Source organism: Halogeometricum sp. S1BR25-6, assembly GCF_031624495.1.
Classification (GTDB): domain Archaea; phylum Halobacteriota; class Halobacteria; order Halobacteriales; family Haloferacaceae; genus Halogeometricum; species Halogeometricum salsisoli.
Genome location: NZ_JAMQOP010000007.1, coordinates 22,164 through 43,964, shown reverse-complemented (window position 1 = coordinate 43,964; position 21,801 = coordinate 22,164). Strand labels below are relative to the sequence as shown.

24 protein-coding genes and 2 pseudogenes are annotated in these 21,801 nt (G+C 56.6%); 7 read left to right on the top strand and 19 right to left on the bottom strand.

Translation table 11 applies throughout. The features are described 5' to 3' along the window. Positions 1-19: 19 nt before the first annotated feature. The 7 genes from NDI76_RS22105 to NDI76_RS22070 form a co-directional block, all read right to left on the bottom strand. Complete coding sequence (locus tag NDI76_RS22105; protein ID WP_425498412.1) at positions 20-1,057, bottom strand: DUF7350 domain-containing protein; 1,038 nt, start codon at positions 1,055-1,057, stop codon at positions 20-22. A gap of 83 nt (positions 1,058-1,140) precedes the next feature. Beyond that, positions 1,141-1,674 carry a winged helix-turn-helix transcriptional regulator gene (locus tag NDI76_RS22095; protein ID WP_310926310.1) on the bottom strand — a complete coding sequence of 178 codons (534 nt, stop codon included), beginning with the start codon at positions 1,672-1,674 and terminating at the stop codon, positions 1,141-1,143. Beyond that, positions 1,671-1,994 (bottom strand): DUF7471 family protein, encoded by a 324-nt coding sequence (locus tag NDI76_RS22090; protein ID WP_310926308.1) that lies wholly within the window; start codon positions 1,992-1,994, stop codon positions 1,671-1,673. The genes NDI76_RS22095 and NDI76_RS22090 overlap by 4 nt, the downstream gene beginning before the upstream one ends. Beyond that, the gene (locus tag NDI76_RS22085; RefSeq protein ID WP_425498411.1) at positions 1,991-2,677 is read right to left on the bottom strand and encodes an SCO family protein; all 687 of its coding nucleotides are present in this window, start codon (positions 2,675-2,677) and stop codon (positions 1,991-1,993) included. The genes NDI76_RS22090 and NDI76_RS22085 overlap by 4 nt, the downstream gene beginning before the upstream one ends. 39 nt (positions 2,678-2,716) lie before the next feature. Continuing rightward, positions 2,717-3,952: an outer membrane protein assembly factor BamB family protein gene (locus NDI76_RS22080; protein WP_310926306.1), complete on the bottom strand. Its 1,236-nt coding sequence runs from the start codon at positions 3,950-3,952 to the stop codon at positions 2,717-2,719. 63 nt (positions 3,953-4,015) lie between these two features. Further along, positions 4,016-5,392 (bottom strand): hypothetical protein, encoded by a 1,377-nt coding sequence (locus NDI76_RS22075; RefSeq protein ID WP_310926305.1) that lies wholly within the window; start codon positions 5,390-5,392, stop codon positions 4,016-4,018. A 553-nt stretch (positions 5,393-5,945) separates the two neighbouring features. Continuing rightward, complete coding sequence (locus NDI76_RS22070; protein ID WP_310926399.1) at positions 5,946-6,284, bottom strand: hypothetical protein; 339 nt, start codon at positions 6,282-6,284, stop codon at positions 5,946-5,948. Positions 6,285-6,840: 556 nt separating this feature from the next. Between NDI76_RS22070 and NDI76_RS22060 the strand changes: the two genes are divergently transcribed. Next, positions 6,841-7,932 carry a tyrosine-type recombinase/integrase gene (locus tag NDI76_RS22060; RefSeq protein WP_310926304.1) on the top strand — a complete coding sequence of 364 codons (1,092 nt, stop codon included), beginning with the start codon at positions 6,841-6,843 and terminating at the stop codon, positions 7,930-7,932. 72 nt (positions 7,933-8,004) lie between these two features. Here NDI76_RS22060 and NDI76_RS22055 read toward each other — a convergent pair whose 3' ends face one another. Both NDI76_RS22055 and NDI76_RS22050 read right to left on the bottom strand, forming a co-directional pair. Then, on the bottom strand, positions 8,005-8,289 hold the full coding sequence (locus tag NDI76_RS22055) for a hypothetical protein (RefSeq protein ID WP_310926303.1): 285 nt from the start codon (positions 8,287-8,289) through the stop codon (positions 8,005-8,007). Between the two features lie 148 nt (positions 8,290-8,437). Continuing rightward, positions 8,438-8,743: a DUF6788 family protein gene (locus NDI76_RS22050; protein ID WP_310926302.1), complete on the bottom strand. Its 306-nt coding sequence runs from the start codon at positions 8,741-8,743 to the stop codon at positions 8,438-8,440. A 1,344-nt stretch (positions 8,744-10,087) separates the two neighbouring features. Between NDI76_RS22050 and NDI76_RS22045 the strand changes: the two genes are divergently transcribed. Both NDI76_RS22045 and NDI76_RS22040 read left to right on the top strand, forming a co-directional pair. Next, positions 10,088-11,467 (top strand): Cdc6/Cdc18 family protein, encoded by a 1,380-nt coding sequence (locus tag NDI76_RS22045; protein WP_310926301.1) that lies wholly within the window; start codon positions 10,088-10,090, stop codon positions 11,465-11,467. A 321-nt stretch (positions 11,468-11,788) separates the two neighbouring features. After that, complete coding sequence (locus NDI76_RS22040; RefSeq protein ID WP_310926300.1) at positions 11,789-11,989, top strand: hypothetical protein; 201 nt, start codon at positions 11,789-11,791, stop codon at positions 11,987-11,989. Between the two features lie 185 nt (positions 11,990-12,174). Here the strand turns inward: NDI76_RS22040 and NDI76_RS22035 are convergent, their stop codons facing one another. Together NDI76_RS22035 and NDI76_RS22030 are read right to left on the bottom strand one after the other, a co-directional pair. After that, positions 12,175-12,555 carry a DUF8160 family protein gene (locus NDI76_RS22035; protein ID WP_310926298.1) on the bottom strand — a complete coding sequence of 127 codons (381 nt, stop codon included), beginning with the start codon at positions 12,553-12,555 and terminating at the stop codon, positions 12,175-12,177. Next, complete coding sequence (locus NDI76_RS22030; RefSeq protein WP_310926296.1) at positions 12,552-13,319, bottom strand: ParA family protein; 768 nt, start codon at positions 13,317-13,319, stop codon at positions 12,552-12,554. The genes NDI76_RS22035 and NDI76_RS22030 overlap by 4 nt, the downstream gene beginning before the upstream one ends. Before the next feature lie 391 nt (positions 13,320-13,710). Here NDI76_RS22030 and NDI76_RS22025 point away from each other — a divergent pair, with 391 nt between their 5' ends. Together NDI76_RS22025 and NDI76_RS22020 are read left to right on the top strand one after the other, a co-directional pair. Further along, positions 13,711-13,938, top strand: coding sequence for a UPF0175 family protein (locus tag NDI76_RS22025; RefSeq protein ID WP_310926294.1), 228 nt, complete (start codon positions 13,711-13,713; stop codon positions 13,936-13,938). Further along, the gene (locus NDI76_RS22020) at positions 13,935-14,459 is read left to right on the top strand and encodes a PIN domain-containing protein (RefSeq protein ID WP_310926292.1); all 525 of its coding nucleotides are present in this window, start codon (positions 13,935-13,937) and stop codon (positions 14,457-14,459) included. The genes NDI76_RS22025 and NDI76_RS22020 overlap by 4 nt, the downstream gene beginning before the upstream one ends. A 113-nt stretch (positions 14,460-14,572) precedes the next feature. On the opposite strand, the pseudogene NDI76_RS22015 reads toward NDI76_RS22020, so the two are convergent. From NDI76_RS22015 to NDI76_RS22000, 4 genes and pseudogenes are all read right to left on the bottom strand, one after another. After that, positions 14,573-14,830 (bottom strand): annotated as a pseudogene (locus NDI76_RS22015) (hypothetical protein); the annotation flags it as partial. 78 nt (positions 14,831-14,908) lie between these two features. Then, a complete protein-coding gene (locus NDI76_RS22010; RefSeq protein ID WP_310926289.1) occupies positions 14,909-15,835 on the bottom strand; it encodes an ArdC-like ssDNA-binding domain-containing protein in 927 nt (308 codons plus the stop codon). A gap of 87 nt (positions 15,836-15,922) precedes the next feature. Then, entirely contained in the window at positions 15,923-16,270 is a 348-nt protein-coding gene (locus NDI76_RS22005; RefSeq protein ID WP_310926288.1) for a DUF8013 domain-containing protein, read from the bottom strand. 71 nt (positions 16,271-16,341) lie between these two features. Then, positions 16,342-17,342: pseudogene (locus NDI76_RS22000) on the bottom strand (DUF6610 family protein). 438 nt (positions 17,343-17,780) lie between these two features. On the opposite strand from NDI76_RS22000, the gene NDI76_RS21995 reads away from it, so the two are divergent. Beyond that, complete coding sequence (locus NDI76_RS21995) at positions 17,781-18,203, top strand: DUF8011 family protein (RefSeq protein ID WP_310926287.1); 423 nt, start codon at positions 17,781-17,783, stop codon at positions 18,201-18,203. Positions 18,204-18,534: 331 nt separating this feature from the next. Here the strand turns inward: NDI76_RS21995 and NDI76_RS21990 are convergent, their stop codons facing one another. The 4 genes from NDI76_RS21990 to NDI76_RS21975 form a co-directional block, all read right to left on the bottom strand. Continuing rightward, entirely contained in the window at positions 18,535-19,116 is a 582-nt protein-coding gene (locus tag NDI76_RS21990; RefSeq protein ID WP_310926286.1) for a hypothetical protein, read from the bottom strand. After that, positions 19,113-19,271, bottom strand: a complete 159-nt coding sequence (locus NDI76_RS21985; RefSeq protein WP_310926285.1) for a hypothetical protein — start codon at positions 19,269-19,271, stop codon at positions 19,113-19,115. The genes NDI76_RS21990 and NDI76_RS21985 overlap by 4 nt, the downstream gene beginning before the upstream one ends. After that, a complete protein-coding gene (locus tag NDI76_RS21980) occupies positions 19,271-19,957 on the bottom strand; it encodes a DUF6166 domain-containing protein (RefSeq protein WP_310926284.1) in 687 nt (228 codons plus the stop codon). Before NDI76_RS21980 ends, NDI76_RS21985 begins: the two co-directional genes overlap by 1 nt. Before the next feature lie 121 nt (positions 19,958-20,078). Next, positions 20,079-20,471: a CopG family ribbon-helix-helix protein gene (locus NDI76_RS21975; RefSeq protein WP_310926283.1), complete on the bottom strand. Its 393-nt coding sequence runs from the start codon at positions 20,469-20,471 to the stop codon at positions 20,079-20,081. Between the two features lie 101 nt (positions 20,472-20,572). On the opposite strand from NDI76_RS21975, the gene NDI76_RS21970 reads away from it, so the two are divergent. After that, positions 20,573-21,799, top strand: coding sequence for an MFS transporter (locus NDI76_RS21970; RefSeq protein ID WP_425498410.1), 1,227 nt, complete (start codon positions 20,573-20,575; stop codon positions 21,797-21,799). Positions 21,800-21,801 lie beyond the last annotated feature (2 nt).

The following is a 21,801-nucleotide window of genomic DNA, read 5'->3' as shown; positions in this document are numbered from 1 at the left end:
AGGAGAGAGCGACATATCGCTACTCAAGGCCAAACGTGGGCATCACCAAGAACGCCGTCTCGTACCCCTCGTGCCGAGCGACTTGCGGCGGGACGTCGACGGTTCCCTCTACCGCGCTATCAGCAGAGAGGTCGTCGACGGTTGCGCCGTAGTGGAAATTGAGTTCGGGGTCGAGCGCCGGAGAGAGTTCGACGGGATCGGAACCGTCGATGGACGCTGATAGCGCTATTCCGGGGATAACGAGGCCGTTGTGTGGTGTGCGGGCGGAGAGAGCGAGGTACGGACCGGAACCGAACCGCTCGGCTTCGACGACACTTCCGAGGAATACGGCGTCCCCGCTGGTTCCCCGTCCGAGCGGTGTGCCCGGAAGCGAGTCGGGGGCATATCCGGTCGGTATCATCTCCATCTCCATCGGCTTCACCGCTCCGCGCTGGCCCTGCTTGTCTCGCAATAGCTGATATGGAATGTCGTTTAGTTCGCGTTCGGAGAACTCGAACGTGACGGTGGTCTCGGCGGCCGAACCGAACATCCCTTCAAACGAACCGTACCGCGGGATACTGACCCCGCCGGCGCTGGCCGTGACATCGTACGTGCCGTCACCGTCGAGCGAGAAGTTCGCGCCGTAATGGAATCCCATCCGCTGAGAGAGCATCGGGTAGATGACCTCCTCGCTCACCAACTCGCCGTCGCGCGTTATCTCGACGGAGAGTCCGGTGTTCGGGAGAACCGTCCCGGTCTCACCGTCCCACGGGATCGCCATCAGATGCACCGAATCCTCCTGTCGAATCTTCACTTGGTTCGTGACGTACTCGCCGTTCTCTTTCTCTATCGTCCAAAATCGGTGTGGGTACGAGTACATCAGCCCGACCCTTATCTCACCGAGTGTGCCTGTCCCGACCATGTTCATCCTTTCCACGTGGGTAGGGACGTACACCGCACTCAGACGGTTCTCGACGAGAGGAGGTGTGTTGCCGGGTGACATCTCGAACATGTTCGAGACACTCCCCGTGCATCCGGTCAACGATCTGAGCGCGACCGTCCCGACCCCGAGGAGCATCTGACGTCGTCTTATACTCGCGTTCGGTACCGCGCGTTCAAACTGATTCTGGTGCGTTCTCCGGAACTGAAACGGGAGCCCGATTACGACTCGTCCTCGTCGTTTCCGTGCTCGTACAACACACCGTCGAACAGTCGCGTGAACCGGTCGACCATCCGGTCGGGGAACGACGGCCGAACGAGTTCGAGCAGTTCGACCGCGGTCGATCGGTCGTCGACGGCGACCGTCACGTGGTTACCGATGCCGCGGTGCTTCTCGACGAGTTCGCAGTCGATCAGACGGTTGAGGTGGTATTCGAGGGAGCTTCGCGCGATACCGAGGGACTCGATGAGTTCGGTCGGTCGACTCGGACCGTTCTCGAGGAGAACGGACAAAATATCCCGTGCCGTCTCCCGCCGAAGCATGGCAACGGTCTTCCTCGTCTCGGGGTCGAAATCGGGAGCGTAGTAGTGCGTTCGTCCGAAGTACGACTCCTCGTCGATCTCTCCCGCCCGCTTCAGTTTGCGGACGTGGTACTGTACTTGGCCGTTGGCGAGTTCCAGGCGCCTCCGGAGTTCGTTGAAGTGAATGCCGGGATTCTCTCGAACCGCCGTTGCCACGCGTTCTCTCGTGTTCATGTATTTCGATTTCCGTGGTTCCGTCGCGCGAGGTATATCGCGCCGATGACCGCCAGCAGCGTCACGACATCGAGGCCGTGTTCGACCAAGTGGTGGATCGACCCGTCTATCAGACCGCCGAACGCGAGGCCACCGACGCCAACTCGTCCGACGAGAGCGGCGATGGCGAGGGTCAGAAGCAGGTACGAGACGGTCGGGCGGCGCCTGTACGCAAAGACACCCATAACGAGGAGAGACAGCCCCCCGACTGTGCCGACGCCGAGGACGATGGGAAGCGATGTGTCGACGACTGCGGCGTGCGCGACAGCGATCGTGTTCACAGTATCCCGCCTCCGTTCCGTACGGTCCGAAGGTCTTCTATCAGTCGTATCTGATCGAAGCCGCCTCCACCGAGACGATAGGTTCGCTCAACGTACCCATCGGCGTTCGCGAGGGTGATGATGGTCGTGTGGACGAACTCGTACTCGCTGTACTCCGACTCGACCTGCTCGTAGACGATGCCGAACTCGTCCGTGACGACGTCTTTCGCCGCGGCCTCGTCCTCGGGTCGAAGGAAGGCCCAGTTTCCGGCGTCCGTGTCGATGTTCATCTGATCGGTGTACGACTCGAGCACGTCGACGGTGTCCCGTGCGGGGTCGAAGTCGATGGGATAGAAGCCGACCTCATCGGTGTACTCGTTCTGGACGCTATGCGCCTGTACCTGCCTGAGCGTGCTGATGAGCGTTGGGCAGACGGTTCGGCACGTCGTGTAGAAGAACGTCGTGAAGAATGACGTCTCGACGTATCGGAGCGACACTGATGCGTCTTGGAGTGGTGCCGGGACCGTCACGTCGGGGATTCGTTCGCCCCATGCCGGATACGGCAAATCGGCGCTCGTCGTGCCGCCACGGTCCGGTTTCCGTAGAACCGTATTCTCGTTCCCGCCGCCGAGCGAACCGACACAACCCGCGGTCGAGACAGATGCCGCGGTCCCGAGTCCGGCGAGGAACGTTCGACGCCGCATAGTCAGTTCTGAGTGGTGCATGGTATTGAGCCTCTTGTCTCACGACCTGCCTTCGTACTCCAGTCGCACGACGCGTCCGTCGGCGTAGATGACGAACGCCTCCTGAGCGCCGTCGTCGTCGACGTCCGCGAGCGTTGCGTGGGTGAATATCGGAACGTTGCGACTGTACGTCGACAACACGTCGCCGTTCGCGGGGTCCAGCACGGTCACGCTGCCGTCGTTCCCGGCCGCGAAGAGTTCGGGCGAGCCGTCGCCGTCGAGGTCCCCGAGGGTCGGCGGGGGCATCATCTGGACCCGATCGACGACGATTTCGGTCGACCACTCGGTCCGTCCGGTCGCGGCGTCGAGCGCGTGGATCGTCCCGTCCTTCGCGGTCACGTACGCTTCGGCGTCGCCGTCTCCGTCGCCGTCACCGAACGCGTGTACGGCGGCGAACTCGCCGACGTTCGCTCGCCACTCGACCGAACCGGAGTGCCCGTCCACGGCGACCACGTCGCCGTCGACGGTCGCGAACACCGCTTCGAGGGCCGGGTCGTCGTCGGCCTGTCCGTACGTCCCCCACGTCACCGACCCGTTCGTCGTCACCGTCTCGTTCCACTCGACGGAGCCATCTCCGGCAAAGAGAACTGTCTCACCCGTCCGCTTGCCGACGAGCAGTTCGGGTTCGCCGTCGCCATCGAAGTCGGCCACCGTCGGCTGTGCCCAGACGTAACCGTCGAGGTCTGCGGTCCACAGTTCGGAGCCGTTCGACGCGAAGACGAACGCGGTTCCGGTCACGTCGACGGCGACGATTTCGCGCCCGGGCGAGGGGGCGAGGTCGGCGACGAGAGGTTTCGTGTAGCCGTAGTTCGAGAGGCCGAGTCGCGTCCGAACGTCGCCGGACTCCGCGTCGAAGACTGCGACCTCCCGTTCGGTCGTCGCCGCGAGCACTTCGAGTCGCCCGTCGCCGTCGAGGTCCGCGACCGTCGGGTCGGCGACGGAGTGAATCGTGCAGTTCGCCGCGGGTAGCGTGTACTGCCACACTGTCGACCCGTCGGTTGCATTCGCGGCGACGAGCGCGCAGTTTCCAGTTCGATCCGCGCCGCTGATGGGCGCGTACACTCGCTCGTCGCCGACTGCGACGGCGTGGTGATTCGAGGAGATGTCCCGACCGGTGTCGCTCGTCCACGTCGCCTCCAGACCGTCACTGCCGAGTCCACCGGTGAATCCGAGGGCGACGATGGTTCCGAGAACCAGGACAATACCGAGGACCGCCAGGAGCGTCGTCGCTCTCATTCGAACTGAGCTCGCACCCGATACGACGTGAGTGCTCTGGTGTCGCTCTCGGAAGCGGGCGGCTCAGACCGCGACGGGGAGCGAGACGACCCACAATGAGAGGACAGTGTAACCGACCATAAGAACGACCAGCGGCGCGTGGGCGATCAACGCCCATCGCTCCGTGGGCGCGAGACGTTGGGTAACGGCGTCGGCCGCGACGACGGCGACGACGTGACCCGCGACGATGAGAAACACCTGAATCCCCCAGAACAGCGGGAGCGAGAGCCACCACAGCGGGTCGACCGATTCGAGACCGGCGACGCGCGGAAGTCGCCCCGCGTACGTCAGGACGTAGCTGAAGTTGTGCGCGAACTCGTATCCCGCCGCGATGGGAAGGAGCGTTGGTGCCAGAACGACCGATGTCGGGGGGACGGACCCGCCGTCGGACTCTGCTCGCGACGAACGACTCGTACCAGCGCGCGCGAATCCCTCTCGAAGCAATCGGCTGACAATCGCTGTTACGCCCGCAAAACAACCCACGAACCCGAGCAGTCCGAGACAGTACAGGAGGATACTCACCGTGCCACCGACGCCGAGCACCTCCTGCGCGCCGAAGTAGAGGTCGCGATACGTCGGCGACTCGGCGAACCCGTCGAAGGTGACCGTGTAGACCATCGCGACGACGAATGCGGCCGAAGTTCGCGACTCGAGCGAACGGGCACAGCCCTGCCACGGATACCGGACGACGAGTTCGGCGGTTCCGTCGTCTGCGTCTTGGACGCGGAGCGGAGCAACTCTCCCCAAGAGCCGATAGAACACGTCCAGCGGGTCGGCGTGGTCGAACCACGCGGGGCCGAACGCGAGCGCTCCGAGAAGCATCACGAGACCGTACGACGCGACGACGACAGCGGTCACTTCGGGGAGTTGCGGGATCCGAGTGAGGTTCTCGGCGACGCCGACGAGGAGAACGAATCCGAGCAGCGCGGGCCAGTCTCCGAATCGCTCCGGATACCGCCGGAACCGTATCGCTTCGCCTTCCAACCGGCAGAGGGCGTGGTAGACCGTTCGCCACGGTGAGAGGGTCAGCCACGGACTGCCGACGAGTATCGCGACGAGGGCGACGCCCTTCAGCCAGACCGCCCACGTGGCGAGCGTCGCGACGTTCTCGCCCGGAGCGCGCGGTCCGAGCACTCCATGTACCAGCACGGCGAGGAAGACGAGAAGGAACCCGACGCGACCGAGCATCCGGAGGGCGACGAGAAAGCGGCGCGGAATCACGCCCACAGTCGCGGTCCGGTTCGGCGTTGAATCGAGTCGCGCGACGAGAACTGCGGTCAAGACGACGGTGAACCCCGCACCCGCGTAGAGTAGTTCCAGCGGTACGGGAGCGTCGAACCGGGTCGCGAACTGGTGAGCTGCGACCGGTCGGGCGGCGAACGCGAGTGCGGTGGCAACCACGAGAGCGCGTGTGACGCCCCGACGGGAAACTCGGTCGCGCATCGTTCGTGCTACCGCTTCTGAGCACAAAACGAACGCGGAACGAGCGCCTCGTTCGACGTCTCTACTCGCCGAATAATAGTACGCCCTCCGGAACTCCGCCTGGAGTTTTGTTCTCTTCCACCCGAGTACTACCGATGAGGCTCTCACGGGGACGACGTACGTTTCGAGAGGTACGTGATGGTTGACAGACCCGTTTCTCGTCGGCGGATACTCGGCTTGCTCGGTGGAGTCGGTAGGAGAGGAGTATCGGGCTACGTCGGAGCGATCGAAGCGGTGGTTTTCAACGGCAGTCCACGTGGCGGATCCACCGCACGTCGAGAATCGATCGACGCCGTCTACGTCTCCGCCATCGCCGAAAGGATGAATACGACATTTCGCCGCACGTTACTCAACACGACGCTACGAGACGGCGTTTATGACATGGAACCGTTGTCGGAGCAGGGTGAGTTCCTTCGAGAACCTCCGAATGTGAGAACGAAAGGTGGTAACAACGGACGGAGCGGTGCGACGGTCAGGACCGGTAGTCCCACGGATCATCGTCGACTCCCTTCCCGGTTCGGTTGTACCTCCGATAGACTCGATCGACCGCGTCCTCCCGAATGGGGTCGGCTACCGGGTCGACCACGCCGCCCGTTCGCAATCTGGGGACGAACTGCTGGAGTTGGCGGAGGAGCGTGACCGCCGGCGAGTGGGCGACCGTCTCGGCATGATGGACGCGACCGACTGCGCTATCAACCGGACCGGTCGGTCGGTACGACCGACGGAGACGCCCGTGCTGCGTCTCTCTGACACCGGGTGCTTCCGACCAGTAGTTCCCGCGCCAGACGTGCACAATGTCGTATACCGGCATCGTCACGGACTTCCTACTAAAAGCCGCTGTCGGTGAACAGATGGAGTATGTACCGGTATTGACCGCCGGAGAATGCGTCGATTAGTCTCCTCGGCACTAATCCCGCCTGACTAGCGCTCTACGCCAGCACGGACTGCCTGTTGTGAGTGGCAACCCTCTGCGAGAGATCAAATTTTGCGGCTGTTTGCGCGCATTCGGTGGCGTTTCACCGAGAAAGGTAGTTGATGCGACATCGTAGTGGCTGTCCGAACCATGAAAATCTCCAGCAACGCGCAAAAATAATCCATCCTCCGAAACTCTGCAACTTCACGGTCCGTATATTAGTATATCATCATAGGATTTACGGGTTAGATTCAAGACGTAAAAATACTATATTCGGCAGGTATAGGCGTTCTCTGTAGCAACGAATGATGAAGGAGGGTCCACGTACGTGTAGATGAGTACACGAACGTAGAACTAAGGGGGTCGACGCTGTACCCTCATCCCATCCGATGCCAACCACAGAATCCAGGGGCTACGACCCTCGAAACGCCACTCCAGCATCACGGAGGATCACATGACCGACGATGACTCCGAGCTCTCCCAAGCTGTTGACCGCTACCTACGATCCAACGGTGACTCCGATCAGTACCGCCAGACCGCCGAAACCGTCCTCAACCAGTTCACCGTCTGGCTTCGAGGTCGCGACTTCAATTCCTTCGACTCCTTCGAGAACGATGGCGAGCAGATCCTTCGCCGATATGCCGACCGACTCAACCAGCGCGTCGAGGCAGATGGAATCGCAGCATCGACGGCACAGATGTACTATAACGTCGTCAGCGGCTTTATCGGCTACTGTGTCCGCGACGGCGTCCTCTCACAGAATCCGGCGCTCACAGATCGCGCTCGCGAGCCCTTGCCCCGCGACGACGAAGACCGCACCCAGCAGTTCTGGACGCCCGACGTTCGCCAGCAACTCGTCGAGTACACGAACGACCGCGCGTACGAAGCAATCGAAGCGGACGGTCTCGACGCTACACAGGCCGTCCAAGACCGTACGTTCATCCACGTCCTCGCGTACACGGGCGTCCGAGGAGCGGAAGTCTTCCGCGTGAGCGGCGACGACCGCTCGGGCCGACAGGGACTCACCTGGAAACGCGTCGATACGGACTCGTGGACGTTCCGTGTCTGGGGAAAGTCCCAGTCGTGGGAGGACGTCTCCGTGCTCGAACAGGCGCGTGAGGCGATACGGCAGTGGAAGCGCGTGCAGAACCCTCCGACCGACGAGTGGCCGGTGTTCCCGACCGGACACGGGCCGTCGAAGTACGCGGCGGTCCGCGACGCTCGCGACGACGCGGACGCACTCCTCGGTGACGCCGACGTCGACGAGGTTCTCCACGAGTTAGAGATTGCTCCGCCAGCGATTACGACTCACGGTGCTCGTCGGGTTCTCGCGCGGATTGCTGAGGACGCTAGCGTCGACGTCGACGGTGAGAAACCGAAGCTGCATGGTGCTCGTCGCGGCCTCGGGGATGCGTTGTTCCGGGAAGATCGAGGACTAGCGTCCGATATCCTTCGGCACTCCAGTCTTTCGGTGACGAAGGAAGCGTACTCGCACATCGACGCTTCAGAGCGCGGTGAGACCGCTAGTCGACTCCTCGACGAGTAGTTCAACACTTATTTCTGCAGTAGATGGATGTGAAACAGCCGTTCAGTGGGGACGTGCGAATTGAGCGATTTCCTAAAACCAGTCTCGAACAGAGGGGATGATTTCTAAGGCTGTGGCAATGAGATAGAGTCCGAGAATAGCCACCACAACCCAACTCACGGATGCGATAATCGATTGTTCTGAGAAAGCACTCAGCATCCCGAACCAGACGATTAAAACTGAAACCCCGATTTGCACGAGCTTCCCGGTTGCTCCAAGAATTCCATCTTCAACAGCTTTCCGAACAACGACATACAATGCCTGCTCGTCAAATCCGACATCATGCTCACTATCTGTTCTATCCTCTGGAGAAGTCATGAGGGGGAAAGTCACTCAGGAGACTCAAAAGCGTATGGATGTGTGGCCGTCGTCACTACACTACTGAAGAAATGTTTCCCGAACCAGTGGCGTTCGATTCGTGGCTCTCCTGTACCGAACGATTCGTAGAATCTCTGACAGTGACCCATCAGCTGCTGTCAACAGGTCCCTTATATTGTGAGCGGATCTTCTCTCCGTCCCGCCACTGCCAGTACCAGTACTCATTGCTGTTGATTTTCTTCTTCGTCAACGTCGCTTTACCTGGGACGCCGTCCGGAAGATTGTCTCCCCGAATATCCGTCCGTACCTCATCGTCTCGTTCTTCTTTCTCCTCTATCCTTTGTTCACGTCGTTGATCCTCGGCCAGTCGCTCAGCTAGTCGTGAGACCTGGTCCAGTTGCCGGGGAGTCAGTTCCTCAAGCCGGTCTTCGATGTCGTCAGGTACATCGCGCATGCTCGTTGTTGGTTAAGTCCTTGACTGTCTCGTTGGTTAATTCTATCGGTTGATATCGTGCAGAGAGACACAACCATTTCCCGAGCCCCCTCACGAAACCGACTGTACCGCTCGAAAACCACGCTTTCTTTCTAGAACCCTACAAACAAACCACTCCGCTTAGGTGGTTTGCAGCTATGGATATGTAGATACCATGATAAAGTTTTCCATAAGTTATAGTGTTGCGTGTTCCTAAATTGGCCTTCCCTTTTGACCTAGAACTCGGGAAATAGTGGTGTCTGACAGGAGCCGTTGAGATAGGTCATAGCATAAAAACCAACGGGCTCAAGACACTCAGGAACCTTCGGTCTTTACCAGACGTCAATACGTCCCCACAAGTTAAGATGGCGATGTTTACTCCGGATGAGAACATTTTCTCGGACGAGTATCCCTTACGTGAGAACTACCAGCCGGAGGAGATCCAGGAACGAGATAACGAACTTGAGAAGTACCGGAATGCGTTGCAGCCAGTAATCAACGGAGCACCACCTAAGAATATAAGTGAGAGTTAACCTTGTCATCTTTTCGGACGACGCCTATCAAGAAACTTCGACACCCCCTCCCCGGATTTCAAATGAATTCGGCTCCACGGGAAGTGGAGGACTGACTCGTGAAGGCTTGTAGGTACGGGGCGAAGAAAGCCAATTTGACGGCAATTGGGCGTCTCTTGTATGAATAACCGATGCTATGATTCTCGTGGAGAACGAGGCACTACCCGCGTTATTATATAATTAACTGTATAGGTAAAGTAGTAGTAGTAATGAGTAGCTAAAAGTCCTAATTTCAACCAATACAGCGAATTTCCACAGAGAAGAACTGGTGATCTCAGCCATCTTTATATACTAACCGAGAATTTGGCTGATGAGTAGACACCGCCGTGAATATTCCGTGCGGTTCCAATCGGCCACTAACTCGGACACCACATTTCAGATGATTTCCCACTCACAACGTCTCTTGCTGCTGTTTCACCGGGTTTCATAAGACAGACCAACATCTCGGGCCCGTTCGAATTCTTTTCTGTAACCGGCTAAATTCATCTGAAATACGGTGTGGGTGTGTTCTATATCTCGCAAACAAGTCACACTATCACGCGAATTCATCTGAAATACGGTGTGGGACATCGAGTACTGTACTTACCCACTAATTCATCTGAAACATGGTGTTGACTAATTCACTTTCAATTCTGACTCTCTAAGAGACAGACACGATGGAAATCTTGGGATAGAATCAACTCTCTAATCGAATTCTACCTTTGAAGATGTGGTAGGGAAAAGAACTAAGGCAAATTCATCTGAAATGCGGTGTATGCCCTCAAGCACGGAGCAGACAAGAACGCTTGGCGATTACGCCACCGAGCATGGCGCTGTCGCTCACTCTCGCTCCGGTTCTCGGGACGACCCCCTATCTGTCCTTGATGAGGAGGATCCAATTTTCGCCAACGAGGATCTCCTTCGTATCGACCACATCCCAGACCAGGACAAGATTGTCGGGCGAAACAGTCAAATCGAGACTGTCGCCCGTCGATTGAAGCCGACAATTTCTGGTGGGTCGGGTAAGGGAACACTTCTTCTTGGGAAATCCGGATCGGGGAAAACACTCGTGACTCGATACGTCAGTCGCGAGGTCGAAGAACGAGGGATGAACAACGATGTTCGTATTGGTCGCGCAATCATTGACTGCGCACAACGTCGCTCAGAGGTCCAAACAGTCATTCATCTCGCGAAGGGTCTGAACCGTTCTGAGAAGACCGGTGTCACGATTCCACACTCCGGTATTGCGACTGGGGCGTACTACGACCGACTGTGGACAATCATCGACGAACTCTACGACGCAGTCATTGTTGTCCTTGACGAGATCGATCGTCTTGCACCACCTGACGACGCGAGAAATGTTCCTCCTGAAGAAGCTGAGGACAGCAAACTCCTGATGCAACTGTCCCGAGCAGGAGAAGAGAACGATGTCGAGGCCAGCATCACGGTTGTTGGTATCAGTAACGACCTCAAGTATGGTGATCGCCTAGACACTCGAGTTGAGAGCTCCTTTGCGCCGGATGAGATTGTGTTCCCTGCGTACGACGCCAACCAACTCGGAGACATTCTCGAACGACGTCGCGACGCATACCGATCAGGCGTTCTCTCAGACGATGTTATCCCACTCTGCTCGGCCTTTTCTGCCCAAGAACACGGGGACGCACGCCGTGCACTCGACCTCTTTCGACTTGCTGGCGAAGTCGCTCGTGATGATGACGCTGGGCAAGTTCGAGGGGAACATGTTCGAACCGCCAACGACGATGCTGAAGTGACCCGTATTCAGGATTTGATTCGTGGCTGTCCGACACAGGCCAAGATTGCGATTGCTGCACTTGCTGCGATGGATGAGTTCACAAACCAGTCACAATTCAAAGCAGCGGAAATGTATCAGGTGTATCGTATGTTTGCTGAAGCGATCGGTATGAAGGTGCTTGGACAGAAGCGCATCACTGACCAACTCCGTGAATACGAGACACTGACGATCATCGATATGACACGGACGAGTGATGGGTATCGAGAGGGGACGTATCTCCAACTGTCACTGCTTGACGAAGCAAGTCTCCTACTACAGTCGGTTGGCCTGGACGGCCGCTGTTCACAGATTCCGATTGACTCTCGGATGCGCCAGAAGCTAATTAGCATCGTCAGTAAATAACCCCTTTTTGATTCTGTTTTCTTTCCGGCCAAAGAGGCGACTGGAGATTCACTTGTCTCTTAACTGTCTTAGACGTCATACCTACCATATCTCTCTTTGCTATCTAAACTACTTCTCTAAGTTGGCAGAAAAAGAGGTTCCAAATACAGTCGGGACTTTGGAGAGAATCGATCAGTAGAATGCCTATACTGGTGATAGGTTTTTGTGGTCGTGCTGAACTCAGGGGGCGAATCGGTCATCGATTCGGCACTCACTATGGGCAAATTGGAATTTCACACTCGATGGCAAAAGCCAAACATCCCTTCTCTGTACCATCAGTTAATGAGTGAGTCAAAAGACGCGAACACGAGGCCAAAAATATCAGTTGCAGTTGTAGACAAGACGTACGCGAACGAAATCCCCGACAATATTGACTCTGAACTATATACGACAACAAGGCCTGAGTCATCGTTGGTTGAGTTTGTGGCTGACCCTGACGGGGAGCTGGCAGAGGCACTCAGGCGAAACGGATTCGACATCTGACCTAATCTTCTCGCATACCCACTTAGCAGCCAGTTCAGCGCCAATGAGACGGAATTAACGAGACCTCCGTAAGAGATTCAACCTCTAAGTTCAGCACGCCGCTTCTGACAATTTTTGGAGAAGTCCATACAGTTTCTTCATGCTGAAGACTTCAGTAGAACTGCTCAGATCATCTCTTAGAGAGATTAGATGTCTAAGACGCCTTCGAGATCTTTCCCTTCTAACCCGGCTCTAATCACAGCAGGGTAGTAATCGCGATTTTTCTCTAACGCTTCGCCGTGTTCACGTTTGTACTTGGCATTGAGTTCGTCAAACCGGATGTCGAGCTCCTGTCTGATGTCCTCGGGGAGATACATCAGCACGCTCGGTCGATCTTTCACAGAGAGCTCATCTGGTTGTGCTGTCTCAGACTGCATATCTGTCTTAGATTTCTTAGACGGCTTATCTGACGGTTCTGTCTTAGACTCTGCCACTGTCTTCTCTTGTTCTGTCTCAGATTCATCGTCGTCTAGATCATCATCGAACCGACGTCGAAGCCGACTAGACCGTTCGTTTCGGTCGCTCATTCGAGATCCTCCAGATACCTTGCAATGTCCAAGTAGACGGCTTCCATGTCGCACTCCTCGCTGTGCGTGAAAATCGAGACACCCTCGTTCCAGGCACGCTTGAGTGCGACACGCTTTCGAATCTCCCAGATTGGCATCTGATCTCCAAGCGTTGCCTCGAACCACTCCATCATCTCCTCAGCTTCGCCGTCTGTCTCGACGCGGTTTGCAACAAGGCCTACCTCTCGAATGGTCGTCTCATACCCCTGTTCAAGCGAGTCGATTTGGTCATAGAGGATTTCTAAGGCTCGGATACTCGTCCCTTCGGCGAGTGCTGGCACGAGGAGATTCCCACATGCGAGGAGTGCGTTGTCGGTGAGATGGCCGAGCGAGGGCGGACAGTCGACAACCACGAAGTCGTATTCGTATTCTAATTCGTCGAGGACCATCTCAAGGCGCTCGCGCGACCGCATCGCCCCCGTGAGATCGGTTTCGAGTGTGAACATATCGATGTTCGCTGCGAGGACGTCCATCTCCTCATGTTCGTATATGAGGTCGTTGACGCGTTCTTGTTCGCCGATCTCGACAAGGACGGTACCTAAATGCGGAGGTTCGGATTCGTACGCTTGCCCAAGTCCCAACCCTTCGGTTGCGTGTCCTTGTGGGTCAAGATCGATGAAGAGTACATCGTGACCGCGCTCTGACAATGCACCAGCGACGTTGATCGCTGTGGTTGTCTTCCCAACACCACCTTTCTGATTCGTACACGCAATCTTCGTTGTCATATCTTACTTGCTGGTTATGCAATCTTAGACGTCTTAATAGTTCGTCAGACAATGGGTAGTAACGAGTTAGTTTAACGAGCATAGATAATTATACTGTCTTAGACTTCTTAGAAATTGCTGAAACTGAATTTGGCACCGCGAAAAAACCACTCCCGAAATTATACCTTGTACACGACAATAGAGGGCTCTCAACTCATTTCAGTAATCATCAGAAGCATCTACTTCGTTCGTGTCCCTTTTGCTAGACCCCACCGTGAAAGAAACTCTAAGACAGCATAGATAATTATTCTATCTTTGATATCTTAACAGCCTCTTCTCGTCTTTCGCCAGACGGTATCTCTTTGATTGTCGGGTAGATTCAAGAGGCAGTAGCACTCAATTTTAGGTGACTATGGGAACCCGAGTTGATTCCGGCGGAGGGGGTAACAACGACCTTGCAGAGGCTATTGGGTTGTTTATTCTCGGGGAGATCTCCCTTGGAAAAGCTGCCGAGCACGCCGGTGTCTCTCGCTGGGAGATGGAATCTATCCTGAAGGATGCCGGTGTGGACCGTCGGTACGGTCCTCGCTCTCAAGACGAACTTGACGACGAGGTCACGACAGCCTTGAATCTTGAATGAGTGAGGAAGACTCGGTAGCGCTTGTTTTTGATGCAACTGTACTCAGCAATTTCGCGAGCTCTGACTCAATCGACTGGCTAACTACAGAATTTGACCAAATATATACTGTTCCTGCAGTGCGAGATGAAATCGCTCAGGGCATAGACACAGGACACGCATTTCTCGAACCAGCACAGACGGCACTTGATGCTGGAAAGTTTCAGATTCCTGCTGTCGATTCGACAGTGGCAGACCGATTTGAGTCTGAAAGAGATCGCCTTGACCGTGGTGAGTTTGAAGCCTTTCTCTTAGCGTGGGAGAACGGATGGACGCTCGTAACTGATGATGCTGCTGGTCGTCGGGTAGCGAAAGACAAGGACGTCGACGTAACTGGTTCGATTGGATTACTCGTTCGGGGTGTTGTGAGAGGTGACCTTTTGCTTACCCTCGCTAACGAATGGTTGCACACATGGACTACCGAACGTGGCTATTACGCCCCGGTCGACAGTGTCAATGATGTACTCCCAGACGACTACGAATAGTGCGGCACTCGAGAACCAGCTTTGATTACACTCCCAAGCAATTTTGCCGACTAACTATCTGACCCAACTAGCCCTTTGTACTTCGACTTGATCTTCTCACCCACCCGCCACTAGTAGTAGTAGCGATGGTTGTTGATCTCTTTGACCGTAATCGTCACCTTTGAGAAGACGTCATCCGGGCGGTCTGCTTCCACTTCGACGTCTTCATCCTGTTCGTCCTGTTCTGGGAGTTGCGCCTCACGCTCTCGATGCTCGGCGAGTTCATCAGCGTATCGAGCGATGTCTCGAAGTACATCTGGTGACTGGTCGGTAAGTTTCTCAGCGATACCGCTTGGTACGTTCTGAGGCGGCTTTGGTGGGTAATTGGACATGGGTCACCGTTGTGTTAACCAACACAGACGCCAGGAGCAAAGCTGCGTTGGTTAAGTAGACTCTGGTTCAGCGTCGGTTCAATCTTCAAGCAACGTAATGATCTCTGTCGATATTCGACTGATCCGCCCGAGCCGCTCGCGAACAATCTCGGGATCGTCCGACTCCCAGGCAGCCAAGTAGAACGCCGAGCCGCTGGTGTCGAGCCCACAGTACCGCCCGACGACGTACGCGACGGCTTCGGCCTCGACTTCGCGTTTCGACCGTTCGGTGTCGTCGTCGACATCGAAATGGAGCAGGGCGTGCGCGTACTCGTGAACCAGCGTCCGGGCGAGATCGGCGTCGTTCTCTCGATCCCGAACCTCGACACGCGGCTGCATATCGACGAGACTCAGCTGCTTGCAGGTGCCCTTCGCCTCACCGTGGGTCCACTCGTCGGCCGGAATGATCCGCACCGTCACGCCGAGTTCATCCGCGGCGTCGGTTAGCCGGCTGACGAGATTGCCGGCGTCCCCGGTCGCTTCCGTATCGAGTTCCGGAAGCGGCTCACCGTCCGTCTGGGAGATGTCGAACACCGGCGCGGGTCTGAACCCAACGAGTCCCTTCGACCACTCTTCGGGTGGCGTCTGGTCGTAGTCACAGTCACTGTTCTCGTGATAGCTCGGTGAGTTCTCGCACTCCGGGCACTGCGTTGTGATGATCGGTGCCCAGATCCAGATCGCGCTTTCTCCCTCCTGGACGTGCCGGTCAAAGTCTTCTTGCCATGTCCGATAGCCAGCGACGCGGGTCGCCTCGGGGCACTGGCGCTTGATCAGGAGCGTGTTCCGGTAGGAATAGTCGTGGAAACGACTCTGGACATCGAGCCACTCCTGGAACTCCTCGCTGGCCTGCGCGTCGTCGACGCCGGCGACGAGGTCGTCGACCCACTGTTTGATAGTGCTGTTCATCTCGTCGGATCGCGTGTCGGTCTCGTCGAAGGAGACTGACGAGTCACTGGTCGTAGCCATAATTTCACTGAACCGGGTTCACCGCAACCGCGTCAATTCGGAACGCGCCGCACCCTTCAGGGCGCGAAAAACAACTCCCCTTGAGAGTTACCGGAGTTCGTATGGTTCGTCCGCGAACCCGACTGTAACGAGATATTCGAGATACGCGTCGAACCGCTCGACGTCGCTCGGTACGTCGGTCGCGAGGTGTCGCGCCCACTCGATGGCCCACCGGAACGCGGGATCGGACCCACCTTTGCCGTGGATGTACCACCACCGAGCCGCTTTGAGAACGACGAGTGGATTCGTCGGCGGTTGTTCACTCGCCAGTCCGCGAGTGATGGATTCGATCTCCGCAGGAACATCACCTGGCTCGATTTCCCCGGACTGTGTGTTCGAAATATCGATTGGAATCCCATCGACCGAGACATCGTTCGCATGCTGTCGCTGACTCACTTGATTCACCTCTGGACGAAGACTCTCGATGGAGCCTTCGCCCTCTCAGGGCTCGAAAAACAATCTCCGAGTCACGCCGGTGGGAAGTAGACGCTCTGCTCGCCGGCTATTTCCTCGAGATTGTTTCTTTGCCGATGCGAGAAGTAGCAGTCGTAGCTGCAGTATCCACAGACATCTCCCGTATCATACTCGGCAACAAGGGACCACGAGGGGTTCTCCAGACATTCGCTCCGCATCCAGTACAGGCAGCACCGTCGAGATCACTCGGTGATGGCCCCTCGTACCCTACATCCAGACCGGCATCTTGCGGTATCGAATCTGGCCAGACGCCGTGTTCCTGCCAGAACTCTCGGAGTCGACCAAGGCTGTGACGAACGGTCTTCCGAACTGTGACATGGTCTGCGTCCCGACCGCTGTCGTCCCATCCGGCCGCTGTCCAGAACTCTCCGAACTGCGCGCCACGATGGAGGCCGTTCCAGTCAACGCCGACGATATCTGCGGGTGGGTCATTCGTGAGCGTCGGTCGGGTCAACTGCTGAATGACGTCAAGCTGTTTCGGCGGGCTCCCACCGAGGATGTGGACGCGCCGGCCACGCCAGTCGGTCGGCTCGGAGAACTCGTGGGCCAACCGATCAGCGTAGCCCCGGGAGTAGCCGAGCACGATGTCGTCTGGAATCATCTCGATCACCTCCCTGCACTTGGGCACGATGACGAGCTCTGCATCGGGGTAGCTCGCTTGGATTTCGAGAGCAGCAGCGACGTAATCACCGACATCGTCGGGTTCGTACGCGTCACCAATGGCGCCGACTCGCGGCTCGTGTTCGAAAAACCGGTCGACGTATCGAGTCAGGTCGGGACTTCGAAAGTCGTTATCGAGCATCCCGACGGGAATCTCTAACCCCTGAAATTGGGATTGCTGATAACTACAGTCTTCACGATACCCGGGCAGGAAGCCGAGTGTGAAGGCGTCTAGAGCGAACGGAGCCCGATGGAGGAACGCCATGTAGTCAGTTTGCTTTGCAGCGTCAATCTCACGTGCGGTGCTACTGCTGGAACTGATATCGAGCGACATGAGTAGGGCCCGGAACGGCCACTTCTGGCCGCCCCACACCCCTTCAGGGAGAGATAAAACCGGGCTATTGGAAGCAATTAACCAACAGAAACAGCATAGGAGGGGTTCCTGTTGGTTAATGATCTGAACGAAGTCGGAGCTGGACTGCCCTCCACTGATCACTCGTCAGAGGAGTGTCGTCGGCGTACCTGCTCCGGATTCAGCACCCAGGGATGTACATCCCAGCGTGGGAAGCTGCTCTTCTATAAGCAGAAGTTCTCATACAATCGATTGACGTGCTTCTCTGTGGCTGATAAACGGACCGTGCTGAATAGAGAGCGCGAATCGGTCACGGACTTGGCGCCTGCTGTGAGAGACTCGCATTGCTCAGAATAGGGAACTTATCGACTAGTCCAATACCAGAGTCATTTATACGTCTGCCTGACACAATTGTGGGAAATGAACATCCTACGACGGGTGAAAGCCGAGTTGTTTAGAGAGCCAAACGGAGATAAGTGGTCCGTAGTACCTATCGGATTCGGGCTTCTATTGATTTTAGTCCTAATCGGCGGAATCTTGTTCACTACTGGTTGGAGTGAACAAATCAAGATAGAACCAAGGTTCATTCTTCTGGCGTTTGCATTTCTCTGTATGGGTACGGCGGAGATCCTTGCGGCTGACCGTCGAAAGCAGGCCGGATTGCTCCGTATCTCGTCGATAACCTTCTTTCTCCTATTCGGCGGCGTAACCATAGGTTCTGTACTTCTGAGTACCGAGGGTAAGGACCAACAAATGATGGCCTTCTACTTCGTCCTCGCCGCACTAATTGCAATCACCCTGTGGTTGGCTTGGATATTTTGGAAATCAGGTCGTGAACAGTGACCGGCTGGTGTTGTGCCACCAATAACGCCAGATACGCAGGCCCTACTGAACAGCTGTTTCGCAACCAACGGCGTGAAACGAACCGCAATCGCGTGCTGAACTCACTCTCTATATTCAGCACGCCGATTTCAACTGATAGGAAATCTGCAATGACGAGGAGTATGAAGACTTCTGTGAATTCCTATCGCGTGAACGAGCTGGATTCCTCGGTCGCACTCGTCGCGAAGTGATCGAGAGTCGCTTTCTGCGTCATGCTGACCACTGCTCAACTGTCGTTTGTGTGCTATCGTGACCACTGGATACCTCACACACGAATCGCCATTTCGGCGTCTCACGAATCGGCTTGTCGGTCGATTCCCTGCTTGGCCTGTCCCCGCTTTCCCGTACAGTGCCAGCCCTTGGCTCGGAGTGCTTTCACCATTGATCCAGAGTAATCCGCTCGAACGAACGTCAGGAGGAGTCGAATCCCGCGTCGACGTGCTTCACGTCGAATGAACTGATCCATCGACCGTGCAAGCGCTGCCGATGCGAGGTTCGGGAAGTCGACACCGATACAGATGCGAGCTGCCTCGACGATCTCGTCGCCTTCGTACCGGGTTTTATCGTGATTCAATGACCGGATGAGCGGGTGTCGCCATGTAATCGCACCCATAAGATGTCCTTGGTAGCTCAGACCGTGATGAACCAGGTTGGTGAGTGGGACGCTGTCCATGTAGGAGTGATGGTCCTCGTAGATTGCGCCGGCGACGTGCCGGGGAATCGTCTCGATTTGGACTCGCTCGGCGAACCGCAATCCAAGCGGCGCTGTAATCGGTTCGCCGTCGCGATGGATCGGACAGTCGCACCCGCCCGACGCCCGTGTGAACTGAAACCCGGTCTGGCCAGTCGCATCATCGTGGTGGACGCTGGTCATGAATCGTCGCGCCCCGCCGAGACGTCTGTGCTCTCGGTTCTCTCACGTTCCTGCTGGTCGTTGTACCGCTCGAGTTCGTGGCCGATACGCTCCAGTGCTTCAACGGCACGTTCGATGAGCTGGTAGGTGGCCCGGGAGAAGCGAAGGGTCTCCATCACGCATCCTCCTCCGGCTTGACGAGGTCGTTGCTCTCGGCAACGAGTTCCCGCACGGCGGGAGCAGGATCCTCCTCAATCGGAACTGTTCGTATATCGAGTGGGGCGGGATACGCACGGTCGCCCTGGGCACAGAGTAGGAGCAGCCACTTCTCGGTCCCTTCACCGAGGACGACGTAGTGGTCGATGTCTCGCCGCTGGAAGACTGTCCGTTCTGACCGATTCACGGCACTCCAGTTTACTGGAAGTGACGGGGTTGGCGTTCCACCATCCGGCGTGAGTGCTTCGTGCTTGGTGACACCCGCGAGTGCGGCCTCGATGTCGTCGCCGGTGAGATGCCAGCAATTGGCTGGTCCACTGCACTCCAGCTGGCTCACCACGTCATCGCGGAACTGGATGTAGTGTTGGGAGGCAACGGCTTCGTCGTCGGTGTAATCGAGGAGGAGTCCACAGGCGAGCTGTGCCGAACCGCTACCAGTGTCGCCCCACTCGAATCCCGACAGGTGCTGTCGTACGAGACTGAGGCTTCGGTCGGGGACGAGTCGCTCGTGTTCGGTGAGGTTGAGTACGACCGGTCTGTCGTCGACGCGCATCCCCACATACTCGACTTCGTCTCTGTTCGTCGGGCAGGGGTCGCTCGCAGTCTGTACGTCTGTTCTGGGATAGTCGGTCGAATCCGTCTTCATGTGTCGAACGCGGGTGGTCGAATACCCCGCACCCCTACCGGGGGTGAAAAACTCTCTGCGAATCTATCGCCTCCTCAAAAACCAGCCTATTCAAACGACGAATCGAGCCAGTTCCGCAGACTCAGGCTACAGGCTGGAGGAACATGACGTTCACACGCCCAACAGCATCGAAATCCCGGAGTTGATACACTAACTCACGAATCCGATTTGCGGGACCGGTGCAGAAAATGGTCTCCAGACACCAGTCCCCGTGGTGCATATGTTGGGTCGTTCCAATGACGTCCTCGAACTCGTGCTGAATTGTATGGAGTTCTCCAATGACGAGTGTATGTTCGTAGTCGAACGCTATTGCCGCGACAGCTTCTCCTTCAATCTCTTCTAAGCGAGTGTGGCGCTCGATGTATTCTTGCATCGCTTCACGGACGGCTCGTGACCGTGATTCCATCCCCTCTGACTTCCACGTCTCGTCGAATGAATCGAGCACCTCCTGTGGAACGTTGAGGCTCGTTCGCATATTCGATCTTACGTTGAGAGCTACTTAGGACCCTGTTATTACGATTCCTCAGAATCAAAATAACGGAACGTAATTGAGTCTCTCTTATCGATGTTCGAATAATGGGTCGTCTCTCTGGGTCTCTCTGGAATGCGTCCGCACCTGGTAGTATCATCAAATACTATCTCTACAAATCCGCCAAAGCGGTCGAATTCTACCGGCCGATTATGTACCTCTTCTTCCTGGCACAGGGACTCAACTTCACCCAAATCGCCATTCTCGAAGCGATATACAATCTAACCACATTACTCGGTGAAATACCGACGGGGTACATCGGAGATCGCGTTGGTCGACGGAATAGTCTTCTTATCGGGACGGTGCTGATTGCTGTAACGCTCCTTGGGATTGGCCTTTCTGAGTCGTTTTTCGCGTTGGCGGTTCTCTATGTCTGCTGGTCTGCGGGGTACAACTTTAGATCCGGGAGTGAGGATGCGTGGCTGCACGACACGCTCACAGACGACCTCTCGGAAGACGAGTTCGCACACGTTCGAGGGCGAGGAGAATCTGCAGCTCTCGCGGTTGGTGCTGGTGCAGCCATTGTTGGCGGGTATCTCGGGAGTATCGATCTCTCGTACCCGTGGTTCGTCGCAGCTGCAGTTACTGGGTTCGGAGCCGTGGTACTACTGACACTAGACGAACCTGAAACGTACAAAAAGACAGACACGGACGAGTTGAGCTTCCGCCGAACCGTTGGTATCGTCAAGGAGGCGCTTTCCGAACGGAATCTCAGGGCATTCATTCTCTATTACTACGTCCTCTACGCCGCTGTGACGTACCTCGTGTTTGTCTTTCTCCAGCCGATTTTCCAGACCGTCGTTGTCGATTTAGGCGTCTCCCCTGGACAAGTCGAATCACTTCTGGGGTGGTTCTACGCAGCGTACAGTCTCGTCGGTGCGGTACTCAGCTACTATACTGGCGCGATCAAGGAGTTCATCGGTATCCAGACGTGGTTCATCATCCTGCCATTCATCGTCGGTGCAGCACTGGTCGGGATGTACTTTGTTCCCATACTCGCGCTTCCGACGTTCCTCGTCGCTCGAGGGCTCTCGGACGTCACGCGGTCGTTCGCTGGACAGTACGTTAACAACCAAATCGAAACGCTCGGACGCGCAACCGTGTTGAGCGCCATGGCGATGGTCAGCGGCTTAGCCGTCATTCCATTTCAACTTGGGAGCGGTGTTCTCTCGGACTATGTGTCCCCACTGTTTGCGCTAGCTGCCGGAGGAGTTGTCCTCATCGTTGGTTCAGTAGTGATCCTTTCGTGGGAGCTCCCTGTAACCGAGCCATGATG